This window comes from Massilia sp. TSP1-1-2 (assembly GCF_049896185.1).
Classification (GTDB): Bacteria; Pseudomonadota; Gammaproteobacteria; order Burkholderiales; family Burkholderiaceae_D; genus Telluria_A.
This window is the reverse complement of record NZ_JAFCTU010000033.1, coordinates 1-14950: the sequence shown is the minus strand read 5'-3', so window position 1 is coordinate 14950 and position 14950 is coordinate 1. Positions and strand designations below refer to the sequence as shown.

16 protein-coding genes are annotated in these 14950 nt (G+C 58.5%); 5 read left to right on the top strand and 11 right to left on the bottom strand.

What is annotated here, in order from left to right; translation table 11 throughout:
- Positions 1-36: 36 nt before the first annotated feature.
- From ACP7BV_RS22110 to ACP7BV_RS22100, 3 genes are all read left to right on the top strand, one after another.
- Entirely contained in the window at positions 37-693 is a 657-nt protein-coding gene (locus tag ACP7BV_RS22110; RefSeq protein WP_426106863.1) for an energy transducer TonB, read from the top strand.
- Between the two features lie 111 nt (positions 694-804).
- Entirely contained in the window at positions 805-1626 is an 822-nt protein-coding gene (locus tag ACP7BV_RS22105) for a hypothetical protein (RefSeq protein WP_426106861.1), read from the top strand.
- 92 nt (positions 1627-1718) lie between these two features.
- Complete coding sequence (locus tag ACP7BV_RS22100) at positions 1719-2219, top strand: hypothetical protein (RefSeq protein WP_426106860.1); 501 nt, start codon at positions 1719-1721, stop codon at positions 2217-2219.
- A gap of 13 nt (positions 2220-2232) precedes the next feature.
- Here ACP7BV_RS22100 and ACP7BV_RS22095 read toward each other — a convergent pair whose 3' ends face one another.
- From ACP7BV_RS22095 to ACP7BV_RS22070, 6 genes are all read right to left on the bottom strand, one after another.
- Positions 2233-2700 (bottom strand): pyridoxamine 5'-phosphate oxidase family protein, encoded by a 468-nt coding sequence (locus tag ACP7BV_RS22095; protein WP_426106859.1) that lies wholly within the window; start codon positions 2698-2700, stop codon positions 2233-2235.
- A gap of 107 nt (positions 2701-2807) precedes the next feature.
- Positions 2808-3107, bottom strand: a complete 300-nt coding sequence (locus ACP7BV_RS22090) for an alpha/beta fold hydrolase (protein ID WP_426106858.1) — start codon at positions 3105-3107, stop codon at positions 2808-2810.
- Positions 3108-3117: 10 nt separating this feature from the next.
- On the bottom strand, positions 3118-3561 hold the full coding sequence (locus ACP7BV_RS22085; RefSeq protein WP_426106857.1) for a hypothetical protein: 444 nt from the start codon (positions 3559-3561) through the stop codon (positions 3118-3120).
- A gap of 67 nt (positions 3562-3628) precedes the next feature.
- The gene (locus ACP7BV_RS22080; RefSeq protein WP_426106856.1) at positions 3629-3988 is read right to left on the bottom strand and encodes an MmcQ/YjbR family DNA-binding protein; all 360 of its coding nucleotides are present in this window, start codon (positions 3986-3988) and stop codon (positions 3629-3631) included.
- 81 nt (positions 3989-4069) lie between these two features.
- On the bottom strand, positions 4070-4501 hold the full coding sequence (locus ACP7BV_RS22075) for a PPC domain-containing DNA-binding protein (RefSeq protein ID WP_426106854.1): 432 nt from the start codon (positions 4499-4501) through the stop codon (positions 4070-4072).
- Positions 4502-4512: 11 nt separating this feature from the next.
- On the bottom strand, positions 4513-4887 hold the full coding sequence (locus tag ACP7BV_RS22070) for a VOC family protein (protein WP_426106852.1): 375 nt from the start codon (positions 4885-4887) through the stop codon (positions 4513-4515).
- A gap of 226 nt (positions 4888-5113) precedes the next feature.
- On the opposite strand from ACP7BV_RS22070, the gene ACP7BV_RS22065 reads away from it, so the two are divergent.
- Positions 5114-5500, top strand: coding sequence for a TetR/AcrR family transcriptional regulator (locus ACP7BV_RS22065; protein ID WP_426106851.1), 387 nt, complete (start codon positions 5114-5116; stop codon positions 5498-5500).
- On the top strand, positions 5487-5843 hold the full coding sequence (locus ACP7BV_RS22060; protein ID WP_426106850.1) for a hypothetical protein: 357 nt from the start codon (positions 5487-5489) through the stop codon (positions 5841-5843). The genes ACP7BV_RS22065 and ACP7BV_RS22060 overlap by 14 nt, the downstream gene beginning before the upstream one ends.
- Before the next feature lie 24 nt (positions 5844-5867).
- On the opposite strand, the gene ACP7BV_RS22055 is transcribed toward ACP7BV_RS22060, so the two are convergent.
- The 5 genes from ACP7BV_RS22055 to ACP7BV_RS22035 form a co-directional block, all read right to left on the bottom strand.
- Positions 5868-7514, bottom strand: a complete 1647-nt coding sequence (locus tag ACP7BV_RS22055) for a tetratricopeptide repeat protein (protein WP_426106848.1) — start codon at positions 7512-7514, stop codon at positions 5868-5870.
- A complete protein-coding gene (locus ACP7BV_RS22050; protein ID WP_426106846.1) occupies positions 7514-7885 on the bottom strand; it encodes an energy transducer TonB in 372 nt (123 codons plus the stop codon). Before ACP7BV_RS22050 ends, ACP7BV_RS22055 begins: the two co-directional genes overlap by 1 nt.
- Positions 7886-8103: 218 nt before the next feature.
- Positions 8104-9372, bottom strand: coding sequence for an IS4 family transposase (locus tag ACP7BV_RS22045; RefSeq protein ID WP_426106844.1), 1269 nt, complete (start codon positions 9370-9372; stop codon positions 8104-8106).
- Positions 9373-9535: 163 nt separating this feature from the next.
- Entirely contained in the window at positions 9536-9820 is a 285-nt protein-coding gene (locus ACP7BV_RS22040) for a hypothetical protein (RefSeq protein WP_426106842.1), read from the bottom strand.
- The gene (locus tag ACP7BV_RS22035; RefSeq protein ID WP_426106840.1) at positions 9817-14670 is read right to left on the bottom strand and encodes an RHS repeat-associated core domain-containing protein; all 4854 of its coding nucleotides are present in this window, start codon (positions 14668-14670) and stop codon (positions 9817-9819) included. Before ACP7BV_RS22035 ends, ACP7BV_RS22040 begins: the two co-directional genes overlap by 4 nt.
- Positions 14671-14950 lie beyond the last annotated feature (280 nt).

Genomic DNA, 14950 nt, shown 5'->3' with positions numbered 1-14950 from the left:
CGTAGAAAAAACCTCACCACCAACCAGGAGATTGCCATGCATGCCACGTCCAGCTACGAAATTGGCGGAAATAAAGTTGCCAAGATTGCCATCGTCACCTTGCTCCACGCAGGCGCCGCCCTCGCCTTGCTCAGCATGCGCATTGCAACGCCGCCGCACGACGGGGAAGGTGCCATTATCATCCTGGACCCGGCTCCCAAGGTCATCCCGCCCGTGCTCGAGCCTGTCGAAGCGCCCGCACCGCACGCGGTGCCCCAAATCTACGTTCCGACCACCGTCATCGATACCTTCCCAACCGAAGCGCCCATACTGACAACGACGCCCATCAAGCCGACTGCCTCGGTGGTGTTCAACGAGGGCGAGCATGAAACGTTCGAGCGCGTGCCAGCGATCCCCGCCAAGCCGGTCGAAAAGCAAGTCTTCCGCGCGGCCCAGAGCGGCAATTGCGCGGTGCCCAACTACCCGGCCGCCTCGGCCCGCAACGGCGACTCCGGCACCGTCGGCCTGGCTTTGCTGATTGCCGCCGACGGCCATGTGGCCGACGCCAAGGTGACCAGTACCAGCGGTTTTCGCGAACTCGACCGCGCGGCAGTGGCTGCCTTGAGCCTGTGCACGTTCAAGCCGGCCACGAGCAACGGCGTGCCCGAATCGGCATGGGGCAAGATCGCGTACGTGTGGACGCTGGACCAATAAGGGGCGCGTGCCCGGCAATGTCGTACTTGCCGGGCCGCAGTTGCGCTGGGCGCGGTGACGGCCTGGGTTACACTGTCGCTTGGCTTTCTCAAGGGCAGGTCGATGTTTCGCATGCGCCGTTTTTTGCTTGTGCTCGGTTTCCTGCCGGCGCTCTTCGCCGGCCCCGCCGCGGGCGCCCAACTGCTGCGGGTGGTGACGCCAAGCCTGCATCACGCCTGGGCAGCACACGCTATCTATTTCCCGCGCCTGCTGCGCCTGGCCCTGGAAAAAACGCGTTCCGAAGGCCCGTTCCAGATCGTCGAGATTGACCAGCAGCTGACCCGCCCGCGCCAGGCCGCGGAAATCAAGAACAATGGCATCATCAACCTGATGTGGGACGGCTCGAACCGCCAGCGCGAAACCGACCTGTACGCGGTGCCCGTATCGCTGCTGCGCCACCTGAACGATTACCGCGTTTTCCTGATCCGAGCCGAAAACCAGCCGCGCTTTTCCGCCGTGCTGACACTAGACCAATTGCGCATGCTGAAAGCGGGCGCCGGCGTGAACTGGCCGTCGACCGAGGTACTGCGCGCAAACAAATTGCCGGTAGTCACCTCGATTGCTTACGAATACCTGTTTCCAATGCTGCGCGCCAAGCGCTTCGACTACATGCCGCGCGGCGTCTATGAAGCGGACAATGAGCAGCGCGTGCGCAGCGCCGACAACCTGGCCGTCGAGCAAACCATTTTCCTGCACTATCGCATCGCATTTTATTTTTTCGTCAGCCGCGAAAATGCCGCGCTCGGGCAGCGGGTCGAGCGCGGCTTGCGCCTCGCGATCAAGGACGGCAGCTTCGACAAGCTGTTCAACAGCATCCCGGCCTTTCGCCAGGCGCAGGCGGAAATCGACGCGCGCAAGCGGCGCATTTTCGAACTGACGTACCCTGAACATTAACGCGGACTTACAACGCTTACAGCGCGGTAACAACTTTCCAAAACACATCGTGTTAGCGTTCAGATATCTTTCAACGACCGTGACTGGAATGCATGCCACTACCGCCCGCCCCTGCTTTGAACCTCCTGTTGGCCAGCCTGAATGCCGCGGCGCGCACGCGCCTGTTTCCGCACCTGGTGTTGGTCGAATTGGCAGCAGGCGAGATTGTTTTTGCGAGCGGCACGCAACAGGTGCAGGTGTATTTTCCGGTGACGGCCACGATTTTGCTGAGCTACCAGCCTGGCAACGGCACGGCCACCGAGATCTCGCTGGTGGGCAATGAAGGCGTGATTGGGATCCCGCTGTTCCTGCAGGAAAAGGTGTCGCCTTGCAGCGCGGTGGTATGCGATGCCGGCTTTGCGTACCAGATCAGCGCCGCCGTGCTGACCGGCGAATTGAATCGGCCTGGTCCGGCGCTGCGCCTGATCCTGGCCTACGCGCGCGGCCTGAGCGCGCAGATGGCGCAAACCGCGCACTGCGACATGCATAGCATTGCCGTCGACCGTTCATGCGCCACGTGCAGCCACGCGGCGCGCTGCCCAAAGACGGATTAGCTTTGACGAGCTGTCATACGGAAAAATGCGTCGTGTGGCCAAAGCCTTTGGCGTAGTCAAGAATCGACAGGCTGTGCGGCACGATGCGGATGTAAAGCATGCCCGGCCAGGGCACCGTGCCGGTATTGGCGACAAACTTGGCGTACTGCGGAAAGCGCGCCAGCAACAACTCGCCCGCGCGGCGCACCTGCGCCTGCTCGCTGACGATCTCGGCGACGGCATCGATGGCCATGCCCTGTATTTCGCTCCAGTCCTGGTACGGCGCATTGACGGTGAGCGCAACGCGCGCATCGGCGCCGATGTTGTGGGCTTTTTGGCTGTCGATGCCGATCGCGGCGTACATGACCAGCTCGTCGCTGGCGAAGCTGACCGTGGTCGCGTGCGGGGCGCCGTCACTGCGCAGCGAGGCGAGCGTCAAGTCCCTGGCCCTGGCCAGTATGCGCAGCGCCAAGGTGCGATGGTGCGAATCGAGTGGTGTCATGGCGGTCCCTTGTGTTTTGTTGCGCGCGGACACGGCGCCGCACACGCCAACTCATCGTAGCACTTCTCCAGGCGCAAGTATGTGCGTTGGGCGCCATAGCGGGGCAACTACTGTCGGGAGTGCATGGAAGTTGACCGGGGCGCGTCGATCAGCGGCGCCACGACAGCGGCAAGGTGCGACGCAAGGTCGCGCGTTCCGCCAGGAATGACATGCAATGCCGACGAAGGCAGCGGGGACGCCAGGCGCTGCCCCACTGCAACCGGGCTGATCGGATCAGCATCGCCCCACAGCAGCAAGACCCTGGTGCAGATGGCGCCCGGCCTGGCGCTCAAGTCCTGGCGGTCGGTGGAAGAAACAGCAGCCGGGCCGGAACGGGCAGGGAGAGGCCGCGGGAATAGTGCATGCACATTGCTTGCACTACACCGGGTCCGCGCGCAATGATGCGATGACGTCGTGAGCCAGCGCCCGCGCTTCAGGCGAGTCGTAATAGGCCGACAGCTGCACATAGCCGGTGGGGGCAATGACGAAGGCGTTCACGGAGCGGCCGCCCGAGTCGCTGCGCTCGGCGTCATCTTCGGCCAGCTCGTAGCTCAAACGGGCGATGGCGCCGCTGCGCTCGATATTTTCCTCGCTGCGCGCGGCGCTGGCGTCGGCCAGCAAACGCTCCAGGACGGCGTCGACCTTGACCTGGCCTTCACCATGCCAGACGTTGATCCAGAACGTCAGCTCGGGACGCCACAAGACCAGGCTGCCGTCTTCAATGCGGCGGTTGAACTGCTCGGGCAGTGCGACGCGCCAGCCTTGCGTGAGCACGTAGTCGCCGGTAACGACGGGGAAATCGGGATGCAGATCGGTCGACATTACGGCTATTCCTGGGCGGATTGGAGAGAGAACAATTATCGCCCAACTTTGCGCTGCCTGCCGGGCGCTAAGCCTTGACCAAGGCCGCGCGGCTGGCCTTGCTGAGCGAGCCCAGCGCGCGTTCATAGGACCAGGCCACCAGCTCGGCCAGGTAAGCTGCCGGCAGCACGGTGTGATCGACGATCGTTACCCAATGGAAGCGTCCCATATAGCGCGCAGGCTTGATGCCCGTGATGTCGGTCAGCTCAAGAAAACGTTCGGGCGCGACGCGTATGCTGAAGCGCCACATTTCGGGGTCGCTGGTTTTAAAGTAGGCAAACTTTTTGTCGCCGACGCAATACACCAGAATATTGCTGGGGTGCGCGTCCAGCGCGTGCTGGACGCCGGGAAAATCCTGGCACATTTGTTTCAGGGTCTTCACGCTCATGTCTTGTCCTTGATGGCTTCGGTGCAGCGCTGATCGCAATGCAAACGTCATACCGGCAGTGTCCGCTCCCGTGAATGCGCGCTAGCAGTTTGCATGGGAGCGCGGCCTTGCCACCAATTCCTTGAAGCCCGTTTGTGTATCGACTTCGCGCGTCAGCGACCATGCCGGCAACAGGATCAGGACAGCTTCCAGCGTTGTCCTGATAATGTTCCCATCGCAAACATGGCCGCCGCTGACGCGCCCAGCGCTGTCCGAAACGGTCATGTGCAAATGCGCGCCGTCTGCCGTGATACTGCCGGCAATACTGACGATTTCCAAGGGACCGGCAATAAGGGTTTCGTTTTCCTGGCCGGCAAAACGCAACCGCGCAGCAACCAGGCTGCCAATGCCGGAAATGACAAATGCCGATGGCTGGTCTTTCCCGCAGCCGACAGCTTCGAGCGCACCCCGCAGGTCGTCGCCTGGCTTGAGACGTACCGGTAAAAATTCCTTAGCGTTGGTTGGCGGCGTCATCATCGCTCCCGTCAGACATGCTGGTCGATCAGAATGTGATTGCCATCCGGATCGACCAGCATGAAGCTCGCCGGCCCCGAGCTCGCTTCGTCCGCCTCACTGAGCAATTGAACGCCTTCTGCCTTGAGAGCGCGCTGCAGATCGCGCACATCGGTGAACTCGGCAAGCGTGTTGGCGTGGCTGTCCCAGCCTGGATTGAAGGTCATGATGTTGTTCTCAAACATGCCCTGAAACAGACCGATGACCGTGCTGCCATTCTTTAGAATGAGCCAATTTTTCTGTTGGTCACCACCCCAGACGGTAAAGCCGCATTTTTCGTAAAAGGCGCGCGATACGGCAATATCTTTCACCGCGAGACTGATCGAGAAGTTACCAAGTTTCATCATGAATCCCTTTTCACAGTTGACGGCAGCGGCGCTGGCTCAAGGCATGCGTGCCCCATGCTAGCAGAAGTGACACATCGGGCAAAAGAGGGAATCGAAAGTACCGCTGATAGTTGTTGACCAATCGTTCAATAACCATCAAGATGGCGCCATGACCCGCTTTCATGGAGCGGCCGGATCTTCCCTTGTCTTCTCGCCCTCATCTTGTTCAATCTCTTGAAAACACCTTATGGCCAGACCCAGAAATTTTGAAGAAGATGTGGTCGTGGCACAGGCCGCGGACGTATTTGGCCGCCTTGGATTTAACGCCGCGTCGATCGAGGATTTGGTAACAGCGACGGGCTTGCAACGAGGCAGTTTGTACAAAGCCTTCGGGTCCAAGCAAAACCTGTTCCGATTGGCGCTTGCAGGCGCGCTAACGCCGGGATGGAGCAAACGCGCGGCATCGATCGACCTCTTGATTATCGCGCTCAAGGAATTGGCCCCGGGCGACGGGCCCGTCACCGATTTGTGTCGTGCAGCCGTGTCGGAGTCGGGCGACGCGACGGCCTGCCTGCTCGGGGCGCGACTTTTAGAACATCTTGACAGCAAAGGAACACCCCATGCCAACGCTTGAGTTGAACAAAGACGAACTGATCGTGCACTTGAAATTATGGGAAGCGCTTGCCTCACTGCAGAGAACAATCCGCATCCCCTTGAAAAACGTGCGGGGAGCGACCGACGACGAAGGCTTTCGCGGCCTGGCGCTCGGTTTGCGATCGCCGGGAACGGGTTTCCCGGGGCTCATCGACGCGGGGATGTATCGCAAGAACGGGGACCGGCAATTTGTCTTTTGGACCCGCGGCACCCATCCCGTTGTCATTGAACTGGCGAACGAGAAGTGGGATCGGATCATCCTCGGCGCCCACGACGCGCGCGCCATGGCGGCGCAGATCAACGCCGCAGTCGTTCAGCGCTGATGCACTTGGTGTTTGAGAATGCCCCTACTTGGCGCGTTTCAACGCCGCCAATTCGGTATCGATACGTTTTGCCTCCGCAACTTTGCCTTGCTTCGTATAAATCTTGCCCAGGCCAGTTAACCCGGCCATCAAATAAGGCACGTTTTTTGTCCCGCCCTGACGCCACAGAAGCGCCACTTTGTTGAAGTTCGACTCAGCGCCTGAAAGATTTCCTTGTCGCACTTGCACCTCGGCCAGGGGCAACAGGTAATCGCTCAACATGTCGCGGTCGGCGTCCGCTCGCTGCTCTTCGCGCGCAGCCAGCGCTGCGTAGTATTCGCCAGCCTCGGTCAGCCTGCCTTGTGCGGCGAACAGGTAGGCCAGTTCGGCTTGCGCTTCGAGCGCGTCGGGATGATCGGGGCCCAGTTCGCTTTCCACATTCGCGTAAGCGATTTGCTGGAACTGAACCGCCTCTTTCATCTCGCCTTTTTTTCGGGCGAGAATACCAAGCTCGCGCGCCAGCCTGGCTGCGAGCGTGGACTTGCTCGCCTTGTCCCAGGTTAACATTGCATTGGCCTTGCGGTACAGCGGTTCCGCTTCGGCAAGCCGCCCCTGGCTTTGATAAAGTTCGCCCGCGTCGGCCAGGGCGTAGACGCTGTCACGCTGCTGGGCCTCGATCGCCCGGCTGGCTTTTGCCAGTTCGCCCTTGCGCGCCGCAGTTGCCAAGGCCGGCTGACTGGCAGGATCGGCCTGCAGAACCGTCAAGGCTTGCGTCAGTTCTGCCATTTTGGCGTCGGCCGCTTGCACGCGCTGCAAGGCCTTGGCAAGGGCAGCATCGATCTGACCCGACTTGTACAAGGCAGCCACGCTATCGACCGCAGCAGCTTGCGGCGCGGAGCTCTTGGCCACGCCGTCCGCGCCAACAATGGTGTTGGCACGATCACGCAGTTTGTCGCCTTCCTGCAATTGGTTTTGGGCATACAGCGCAGCCGCAGCTTCGTACAAGGCCGTGGCCACGGCACGCGGCGGCGGCTTGGCGCCCTTGTCCAGGTGCGCCATCGCGTCGCGCGCGTACTGCTCTGCCTGCTTAAAATCCTTGTTGCGGAACGCCATGTCGCTCATTTCCAGGTAGAGCTCGGGCAAGCGGGCGCCAAGCGTTGGATCGGCACGCAGCACGTCGGCGATGCGGCGGTAGAGCGCCAGGCGCTCGGGCAGGCGCCGCTGCAGGCGATACAGGATAGCCAATTCGTGCATGATGCGTACTGTCAGAATATCGCCATCGCCCAGCGCTTTGCGTGCAATCTCCAGCGCGGTGCTGAATAACTCTTCCGCCGCCGGGCAATTGGTCTGCGCCTGCTGCTGTTGCGCATGAACGTAGGCGCGCGCGGCAATGGCTGCCGACGGCGTCTCCCGTTGCCAGATCGTGGCGACCACGTGCGCCGTGCTGGTCGCCTCACGCTGGCGATAGCCTGCGAACTGGCTTAACGACAGCGAGTGGATAGCGTCCACATTGGCAAGGTCAGGCGTCATGCCGCCGTTACGCAAGACGGCCTCGGTCTGCGCTGCCAAGGCAAGCTGTTCGCTGCTCAGCTTGATCGCCCTCGTCGCATCGCACTGGACGGCGCCAAAAGCCTGGGGGGCCGCGCTCAAGGCGAGCAAGGGAAGGACGAGCTTGAAGAGTAGGCTGCGCATTATTCGAGTGTAAAAACGTAAGAGATAAAAGCAAACGCCGGGACCGCGCGGCCATCGATGGTAGCGGGACGGAACTTGCAGGTGCTGAACCCGGCGAACGCCGATTTGTCCAACTCACGAAAGCCGCTGCTGCGGGCAATCGTGTTATCGATGATCAAGCCACTCGCTGCAATCTTAAAGCGCAGCACCACCGTGCCGGTTTCTTCGTTGCGCAGCGAAGATTTTGGATAGACCGGCCGGTCGCACAGATCCATGGACACCGTCTGCGCGGCTTGTTCCACCCTTGCAAAACGGGGAATGAATGGCTTGGCGTCGATGCCCACTGCCAACTTGGCAGTGGGTTGGACCTCGGCCACAACCGGGATGCTCACGCACGCGAAGAACGCGGCCAGCGCTGCCTTGGCTATTGATATTTTCATCATTTTATTATATCTCGGCGGCAAGGCTGGAGGATGTCATTGCTGAGATTTGCCCTCACGGACAACTTACTGGGCGCGCTACTGATAACTTACTGGCCGTCGGGCGGCTGCCATAACTCGACTTTGTTGCCGTCCGGGTCGATGACCCAATCCACCCAAGTTAAGACATTTCAACAGTTTTTCTGAGTCATCTTCTTGTGTGGTTTTACGCCGGGCTTCCTGGGCTTCGAACGATTCTCTCGATGGCGATAGGTCTTCCCGGCAATTAGCCGCAGCAGGTCGCGCAGCAGCGTTCCAACCTTTCTGCCGATTTTCCCACCGAGCAGAAGTATGGGCATCAGCGGCTTGAGCGCGGTGTGGGCGTAGGCATGGTTAATGCGTTTGTTCTCGGGTAAATCGGCGTCGGCGTGTGCAGTTATCGAGACCAGCGCTTGAAGGTTGTCGCAAAGGATTTTGGCGGCAACGTCCTGCACTACTGCCTGCTGACTCAAGCCGGTGACGTGTTCGAGATTGAGGCGGTGCTTGAGCCGATTGAACGCTTCCTCGATGCCCCATCGCTTGTGGTAGAGCTCGCCGAAGCAGTCGGCTGGAAAGAGTTTGTCGTCGAACAGATTGGTCATCAGCACGCGATGCTCGCCATTGGGCAAGACGTGACGGACCAAGCGTACGCGCTGTGCCTTGCGCGGGCATTCGTAGTCCAGCGCATCTTGTTTGTTCGGCGCACGCAGCATAACGATGCGCTCTTTGGCCGCGGAGTGCACGAACTCGCGCACGCAGGTGTAGCCGCCGTCGTTAGTGTCGACGCGCATGCAGAATTTGATGGCCCGCTGGTTCAGTACGGCGACCAGCCAGCTGGCGGGATAGCCGCGGTCAAGCAGCAGCAGATCATCGGGGGAAAGGCGGTCGAGGTGTTCGATCAGAAACTGGCGTTCGCCACACTCGTGGATACCGTGCAGGGAGGCGGCGAGCATCAGGTCGGGACCCGGCAGAAACAGACCGAACAGGATTTGATCGGCAAGGGCAGCGCGCTTGACATGGCTAGCGCGCAGTCCAAAACGCATGGTCGAGCCATCGGCGGCGACCAGGCGCAGGCCGCGCCAGCGCGGCACAAAGCCATCCTGCTCGGCGCGTGCAATCAGCCAGTCGTTGAGTCCCGGAATAGCAACCAGAGACAGCTTGGCGCGCGCCTGCGCGAAGGCCTGCTCGGATACCTCGTGGACCAGCTGCGCCTGCAGACGCAGATGCGCAAAAAAGGTGTCCAGTTCGGCCTGAACGCTCATGCGCATGCCGGTCAGCATGATAGCGACCAAGGTCGCCAGCGGCAGCTTGCGGCAGCGGGAAAACGCTGTGGGGTGATCCGGATGGCGGGCATCGCGGAGAAATTCTGTTGAGCATAGGCGCGCGGCGAAATCTTGGAACAGCGTGGTCAGAACGGACATGGCAGGCAGGATAGTAAAAATCCATGCTGGACGCCGCGATTTTAAGGTGATGTCAAGTGTTATTGTGAAAACATTGATAATAATTTACTGAAATGCACGCCAACTGCTAACTTGGGTGGATTGGTGCTTGACCCCGTGCCACTCCTTTGACCGCGTGCCGTTTTTAGAAATCAGATTCATTACGGATGTCATTCTCATCAATTCTGCAACACCATTTAACATGGCGAGACCAGTCATCGCTAACATTCAGTTCCAGGCGACCACTCGCCACAAGATCGTCGCGATTGCCAATTTCATCCAGATCCTCCATAAACACGGTTACCTCCATCCCTTCGTAAAGCACTACGAGCTCACCATTGGTATCGCGTTTGGTATCATCTGCGGAAAACAATACCAAATTACCTTCAACCATTTCATTAAAATCAACACAGAATTTTTTTGAGTTCATGGAATTCCTCGCTCGATTTTTGGCACGGGATTTGGCACGGTCGGCGTAAATAATTTTTCAAGTTGCTTAGGGGTCAATCCAGAAATTGTTGCGTGGTTCGGATTGCGCTTCGTACCATCCGCAACTATTTTCCCTCCGGCAGCGCGGATATCACCGGCAGTCGTCACGCCTACTGCACCATTCTTAAATGGTTGGGCAAGCTCAAATAGACCTGCTCCATTTTTAGACTGAGTCGATATCCCGCCCACAGTTCCATCGAGACCAAAAATAACACCCGATGCTGTCTTGAAACTTTCTGCGCTGCATAGGCCGCCCCGACAGACCAGAGCAGCATCCTCAAGGCGGCCGGCGTTGGTAAGGAGTGATTTCACAATACCAACAGCTCCCGCACCTAACTTAAGCCCGGTTCCTCCAGGAGCGCCGACCTCTGTCAGGGCAAAGTTAAGGCTTCTGGCTTGCTCTCCATGCCAGCCCTGATCCGGTGGCGGGGTGTTATAAGCTACCGCAGGCGGCGACGCATTGGAACAACTCCACAGCGTGTCTTCACGGCCATCGGGATCAACATACTTAAAGGGATTATTGCTCGCGTATGCGTACCGGTTGAAACTGCCGCCCGTGTTCGCATCAGTGGTCACCGGATCAATGCTCAAGAAGCGCGACGCAATAGGGTCATAGTACCGCTGCTGCATATAAACAAGACCCGTCTCAGCATCATTCACATGCCCGGTAAAGCCCGCGGTCGGTGTCGTTCCCGCTGCCGTATAGCCGTAGGGCTCATAGCGCGTACGGCTGAGAACATTTCTCGCGGCATCAGTGCGGGCGACCGGACTTCCCAAGCCATCCGTATGGTCGTACTGGGTGCCATTACCACTTACCTCGGCAAGTACGTGGTTGTGCATATAGATATATTTGGTGCCGATATTACCAGTAGGTCCTGCATACAACATTTGCCCGCCTTGGCTGTAAACCTGCACTAGGTTCAGGCCATCAATTCCCACTACGCTAACCCGATGGCCCAGGCCGTCATAGGCATAGGTACCCTTGCCGGCGGCGCTCGTCATGCGGTTTCCCTGGTCGAAAACATAGGTCTGGCCGCCGCGTTGGATGATATTTCCCTGGCTGTCGTAGGCGTAGCTAAAATTGAAAGCAGCTGGGCCGCTAGTCGTGCTCATCAAGCGGTTTGTCGCCGGATCTGGATAGTTCATCGTCAGCGTGCGCGCTGTCGCACCACCAGTGATCGTCGACGAAGTCAGGTTGTCGAGCGTGTCGTAGGTATAGGCCGCGTTGCCCCAAAGGTTAGGCGCCGATACGCTGGCAAGGCGATCAAGCCCGTCGTATGCCATCGAACGATTGGTAACGGTTTGTGCCCTATCCTCGATGCCTGCCACATTGCTATTAGCGTCGTACGAATAGAAATCGGAGAGGACGCCCGTATCGTTTGCCGAGTTCGGTAAGCCACGTGTATTTTGAGTTAGCGAGTGTGCTACCCCGTTTCCATAGTTGAAGCTGGCAATGGCGCCATTTGGATGGTAGGCAATGCTGTTCGCGTAGATGCCGACTTGGCTTGGCTGGCCCAGGGCGTTGGGCGCATAGTTCAGTGTCAGGTTGTCGACTGGGTACCGCAGTTGCGACAGTGATCCATTCGCATCGTAGCTGCGCGCGATATCGTAAACAGCGCCGCCATAATTAAGCCGCTCAAGTACATTGAGCCTGCGTTTGTTGAATGAATTGGTCCACAGCGCGCCATTCGAACTAATGGTTTCCAACAGGCCGTCGGGGGTGTAAGTGCGGGCGATCGATGGACTGCCATCGCTATAGGTCGTAGTGCGCAAGCGATTCAGCGCGTCGTAGCCAAAAGCAATCTTGGTCGCTGCCCCAACGCTGGCCGTGTCGCAGCTTGCCAGTGACGTGAGCGCGTTCCCGCTGGAGCGCCAGACCACGTTATTGGCGCCATCATAATCCTGCACCGTAGCGCCTGTTTCCGGTTCGACCGTTTTGCACAAGCGCTGGTTGGCATCATAGACGTAGCTGCGCGTGAGGCTCTTACCCAAACCGCTGCGATTGATCGATGTCGTCTTACCATACGCGTCCCGAGCGATGTCAACTGTCACCCCTTCCGGCGCATCAATATGTCGAATGGCCGCTTCGTTCGGCTCGTCGTAAGCCTGGAAACTGGTCGTTGTCGAAAAATTGCGTGGATTCGTGACCGTTTTTCGGAATCCGCTGATATAGCTGATCGTGGTGTTTAAGGGGCCTAGTTCGCTGCCAGCGCTGATGGAGTTGCCACGACCAAGTGAATCATAACTAGTGGACGTGCCGACAGGACTGGTATTGACGTCGGTGATGTCACGCTGGGGATAGGATTCGAACGTGGTTTTGCCATTGAAATCAAAACGGCGCAGGACTGCACTGCCCGTCGCGCCAGGATTGGCAGCATCGAAAGTGCGCGTTAGCAGCGGGCGCCACAGGGCATCGTAATAATTCACTACGCGTGCATTGCCTGTCGAGACGGTTTGCTTCCAGTGCCCAGTTGCGATCCCCATTTCGCTCGACGCCACCTGCTCAAACAATAGGTTGGTGGAATTCCAAGCCGTTGTATCAGCACCTGGATACGTGACGAGCTTCAGCCGGCCCATTGCATCGTAATCGTAGCTGGTCGTGTAACCGTTCTGGTCAGTGGTGCTGCTGATGCTACCAATGTTGTTGACCAGCGCGCTCTCGCTTACGCCAGTCGGATAGGCCACCGACTGCGCCAACCCCCGCTTGTAGCTTCCGAAGGTCGTGCTTTTGCTGTTGCCATCGGCCCGCGAAGCAAGGGTGCCGTCGGTATTGTAGGCACGTGTCTCGTCGACGTGACCAAAATAACTCGTGGAAAGCAGGTTTGCGTTGCTTGGGTCAAAGGTGTTGCCCACCATCACATTGCTGCCGCTAATGGCCGGCCCGGTGATGGAGGCTATCTGACCCAATATCCACTTAGCGTTGTGGTCGAAATAGGTAGTCGCTTCTGTACGGCTGTCGCCGAGCGTACTCGCGCGCGTCACCGTTACCGGCCTCGCCATGGTGTCAAAGCTGTTAACTGTCCAGCTAAAGTCGACACCCTGCTGGGTCGTGGTACGCATATTCTGCGGGATCAGGCGGCTACTTAGCTCAGCATCACCTCGCTTCTGGTCGCTGGTGCCCATCGCCACTGGCCAAGGTCCGCTTGACTGGTATTGCGTCCCTGTGCTGCTCAAGACGTTACCGCTGGCATCACTCACCGTGGTTGTCTGCAACTGTCCTTCATTCTGGTTGTAGAGGGTACCAAACGTAGTGCGGGTAATGTTGCCCGCCGGGTCCGTAACGGTCACCTGTTTGGTAGCGGTGCAGGTAGTGCAGGGAAACCAGTTGCTGACGGGCGCAGGGTAAGTCGTGTTCCATGCCAGCGTACCTAACCCGGGTCCACGCAGGACTTTCTTGGTCAATGCAGCGGTCGCAAAGTAATTGGGGTAATAGGAATATTCGTTAATAGTCGCGGGCGCCCTGCAGTCCCGCCAGACACCTTCTCTGCCGTGAATGGTTGGGGTCAGCGTAAATTCAGCAATTGCGCCCGACGGATGCGTCATGGCGCCGCTAATGGGGTTGTCGAACACGCTGCCTGGTGTTTCGCAGCGCGGCGTATCCCAATACTGAATGCCTTGCCGCAGAGTCGCCGCTGCTTGCAGCTGCCACATTGAATTATCTGGCAAGCGCACCGTTACAAGTGTGGTCAGCCCGCCAACGGTGCTGTACGTGTACGTCCACGTGCGGGTGCCGTCGTAGACGCTGGCAACGAGATCCGTATTAGGTACATACGTCATCGTAATGACACGACCATCACTAGCGGTAATGGACTGCAATTGCCAAGGGCGAAGTGAGTTATATTTGTAGGTAACGGTGTTGCCATAGCGATCAGTGACCACTGTTGGCAATATCCAGATCTCCTTGCGTTGTAAAATATAGCCATCTGCGTAGAGCGTAGGTACCGGCGCTTGCTTTCGCTGAACCTTTGCAACGTCACCCTGAATAGCAGGCTCTGACTTTGAATTGTTTTTTTCCCCTGAATCGCCTCCAACCGCCGCAGCAAACTGTGGCGCCGCCGTACCTTTTTCGAGAGGGTCGACCACGCGATCGACGAGCCAATCGAAGCGGTAGCGCGTGCCATCAGGCGCCGCAGCCATGAATCCTTCGCCGAAAGCGTAGTAATTGCTTGGGTCGGCGTTAGCTAGTGTTGGCAGACAGCTGAACGCCCACAAGCCTGTAGTCACGACGGGATAAGTCTCGGGACCCGGAGGGACATTGGGGTTGGTCGTGCGCCGCAGCAGTTCCTGGGTCCCCGCACCCGGCACAGTCAGGAAACTACCGTGCCAAAATTCGGTGGGGTTCCATGAGCCCCCTTGGTACGATACCCCAGGTGGCTTGCCAAACCGGTTGCAGCGTGCTCCTGTACCGTCGCTAGATTTCCAACCACCTCCAGAAAAAATGCCGTGTAGGTGTGGAATCGCTAAGTCCCAGTTGCCGAATAATGCATTTTGCTGTTGAAAGTCACCAGTGGCCATTGTCCGGCCCACCGATACGGAAAGCGCATTATTTCCTGGTAAGCTCACGTCCGTTTGGTTGAACGACAGGGTGCCGGTGTACAGGTTGACTTGGTCCCCGAACAAATTGGGTCCAAGCACACCGACAGCGCGAGGCGCGCGGACCAATTTTCCCTGCTCGTCGTAGTTGCTGGAGCCGTAAGCAGAACCCATACAAAGGGCCACGCCAAATCCGGCGAACATCAGACGCGACAAACAACGCCAGGCACGAGGCTTAAAAGGAGAGGACAGGGACATCTGGACTTTCGATGAAATTCTGCTGACGCAGGGAAGTATGGGTGCCCTGGAGTTCGTTTCTCGTCCCCGGGCACTGCTGCAAGATTTTGGTCAAAGCAAACCAAACGTATTGGATGCTTATGGCCTTCTAGAAACTATTGCACAATATGAATGGATTTGCAATAAAAGAAATAGTACTAAAAATCGCGCACCCAAACGCGTGCCTAGCCTGGATGTTTCATAAACTGCCACTGCGTCTCCCGCTGGCCGACGCGGGGCCTCATCGGCAGCGATTGCAATG

Coding starts and splice junctions, on each gene's coding strand:
- ACP7BV_RS22110 (WP_426106863.1), top strand. CDS start 37: ATGCATGCCACGTCCAGCTACGAAATTGGCGGAAATAAAGTTGCCAAG.
- ACP7BV_RS22105 (WP_426106861.1), top strand. CDS start 805: ATGCGCCGTTTTTTGCTTGTGCTCGGTTTCCTGCCGGCGCTCTTCGCC.
- ACP7BV_RS22100 (WP_426106860.1), top strand. CDS start 1,719: ATGCCACTACCGCCCGCCCCTGCTTTGAACCTCCTGTTGGCCAGCCTG.
- ACP7BV_RS22095 (WP_426106859.1), bottom strand. CDS start 2,700: ATGACACCACTCGATTCGCACCATCGCACCTTGGCGCTGCGCATACTG.
- ACP7BV_RS22085 (WP_426106857.1), bottom strand. CDS start 3,561: ATGTCGACCGATCTGCATCCCGATTTCCCCGTCGTTACCGGCGACTAC.
- ACP7BV_RS22080 (WP_426106856.1), bottom strand. CDS start 3,988: ATGAGCGTGAAGACCCTGAAACAAATGTGCCAGGATTTTCCCGGCGTC.
- ACP7BV_RS22075 (WP_426106854.1), bottom strand. CDS start 4,501: ATGACGCCGCCAACCAACGCTAAGGAATTTTTACCGGTACGTCTCAAG.
- ACP7BV_RS22070 (WP_426106852.1), bottom strand. CDS start 4,887: ATGATGAAACTTGGTAACTTCTCGATCAGTCTCGCGGTGAAAGATATT.
- ACP7BV_RS22065 (WP_426106851.1), top strand. CDS start 5,114: ATGGCCAGACCCAGAAATTTTGAAGAAGATGTGGTCGTGGCACAGGCC.
- ACP7BV_RS22060 (WP_426106850.1), top strand. CDS start 5,487: ATGCCAACGCTTGAGTTGAACAAAGACGAACTGATCGTGCACTTGAAA.
- ACP7BV_RS22055 (WP_426106848.1), bottom strand. CDS start 7,514: ATGCGCAGCCTACTCTTCAAGCTCGTCCTTCCCTTGCTCGCCTTGAGC.
- ACP7BV_RS22045 (WP_426106844.1), bottom strand. CDS start 9,372: ATGTCCGTTCTGACCACGCTGTTCCAAGATTTCGCCGCGCGCCTATGC.
- ACP7BV_RS22040 (WP_426106842.1), bottom strand. CDS start 9,820: ATGAACTCAAAAAAATTCTGTGTTGATTTTAATGAAATGGTTGAAGGT.
- ACP7BV_RS22035 (WP_426106840.1), bottom strand. CDS start 14,670: ATGTCCCTGTCCTCTCCTTTTAAGCCTCGTGCCTGGCGTTGTTTGTCG.